Consider the following 1,617-nt stretch of genomic DNA (forward strand, 5'->3'; position numbering starts at 1 on the left):
CTTGAAGCGCACCCAATCGGCAGCGCCCGGTTCGCCGAGCAGGCGGGCGGCGGCGGCGATCATGTCGTCATAATCGATCACCCCGGCGCGGTGCTTGGCGCTGCGCCAATCCTGCGCCAACCGCACCGCGACGCGCAGGTGACGGCCAGCAAAAGCCAGTATCTGCCAGCGTTCGAGATCGGCGCGGATAGCCAGCAGCTGGGCCTGAAGTTCAGCGCAGAACGGCCGCCAATCGGGGTTTTCGTCATCGAGAGCCTTGGGCACCATTCCGGTCAATGCTCTTGGCTTGTTTTCGCCCGTGTAGAACATCAGCCACAGATCGCCCCACAGCCTGGCCTTGTCAGCGGCCATCGTGAACGCCTCCAGCTTGCCGGCGAGTGTCTGGGCATTCACGCCATTCTGCCGGCCCAGAGCCTGACCGAACTGCTGCAATTTCAGCAACGGCAACGCCGCGATGCCCGCTGCCAACGTCGCCGCCTCGCTGTCATCATCGGCCAGCCCCAGCGCCCGGCGCAGCAGCGGCGCCACGCCCTCAACGCGCAATTCCGCCAGCGCCGCACCGTGGCGCGACAGCGCCGCCATGATCGCGTGCAGCCTTGTTTCACCACCATCGATGGCGATTTCAGCGACATCGGCCAGAAAGCCGGGGTTCCCCGTATCGGTGAGTGCATCGGTGAGCACGCGGCGGCGCAGCAGCGCGGCGGCGCGATCATCCAGGGTCTGGAACCCCGGCGTGATGCCGGCTTCCACCGGGAAGCTGGCGATCAGCCCTTGCGCAAAACTGTGGATGGTCTGGATGGCAAGGCCGGCGGGCGCTTCCAGCACGGCGGCAAACAGCCCGCGCGCGGTAGTGAGCGCTTCGGCATCGGTCGCCGCCCCGATGGCCTGCAGATCATGGGCCAGTTCGGCATCGGTGCAGCCCGCCCACAGCGCCAGCCGCGCCATCACCCGGTTCTGCATTTCGGCTGCGGCCAGCTTGGTGAAGGTCAGGCACAATATCGCATCCGGCCGCGCGCCGATCAGCAGCAGGCGCAGCACCCGCGCGCTGAGCACCTGCGTCTTGCCGGTGCCGGCGGAGGCGGCAACCCAGGCATGAACCTGCGGATCGGCCGCATCGGCCTGCGCCGGTTTCAGCGGCTCCAGCGCCTTGGTGCGCTCCCTGTTCATGACTGACGCTCCCGCCGGTTGATCCATTCGGCGACGCGGGCGAGATGATCGAAATCACCCCAGGCCCACTGTGGCTGCAGCTTGGCCGGAAACGGCGTCTGCGCCAGCAGATACTGCGCCACCAATTGCTCGGCCCGGATCAGTGCCCGCGTGACATGATCTGGCACATCGGCGCCCTTCCCCAGCGGCGTGTGGCGCTTGCCCTGATCCTTGCGTCCGCCCTTCAGCTGCCAATATTCAATGGACCCCGCAGTTCCGCCCGGCACCGGCTGGCCATCGCGGCGCAAACCGCCGGTCACCGCGATCGCCAGGCCCAGTGCCAGCTGGTTGGCCTCCAGCGCCTTTACCCGTGTGCCTGACGGCGGCGTGCCGGTCTTGTAATCGATCACGCGCAGATTGCCGTCGCCATCACGGTCGAGCCGGTCGATCCGGCCGCTCAGCATCACGCCG

General features: G+C 67.4%; 2 protein-coding genes. Both read right to left on the bottom strand.

Annotation, left to right across the window (positions count from 1 at the left end; translation table 11 throughout):
• Positions 1-1,167: UvrD-helicase domain-containing protein (locus tag RMO81_RS14535; RefSeq protein ID WP_310476626.1), on the bottom strand; the 1,167-nt coding region annotated here is incomplete at its 3' end.
• Positions 1,164-1,617 (bottom strand): PD-(D/E)XK nuclease family protein (locus tag RMO81_RS14540; protein ID WP_310476627.1); only part of this gene is annotated, 454 nt, incomplete at its 5' end. The genes RMO81_RS14535 and RMO81_RS14540, both read right to left, overlap by 4 nt.

It is taken from the genome of Sandarakinorhabdus sp. (genome assembly GCF_031422795.1).
Lineage (GTDB): Bacteria > Pseudomonadota > Alphaproteobacteria > Sphingomonadales > Sphingomonadaceae > Sandarakinorhabdus.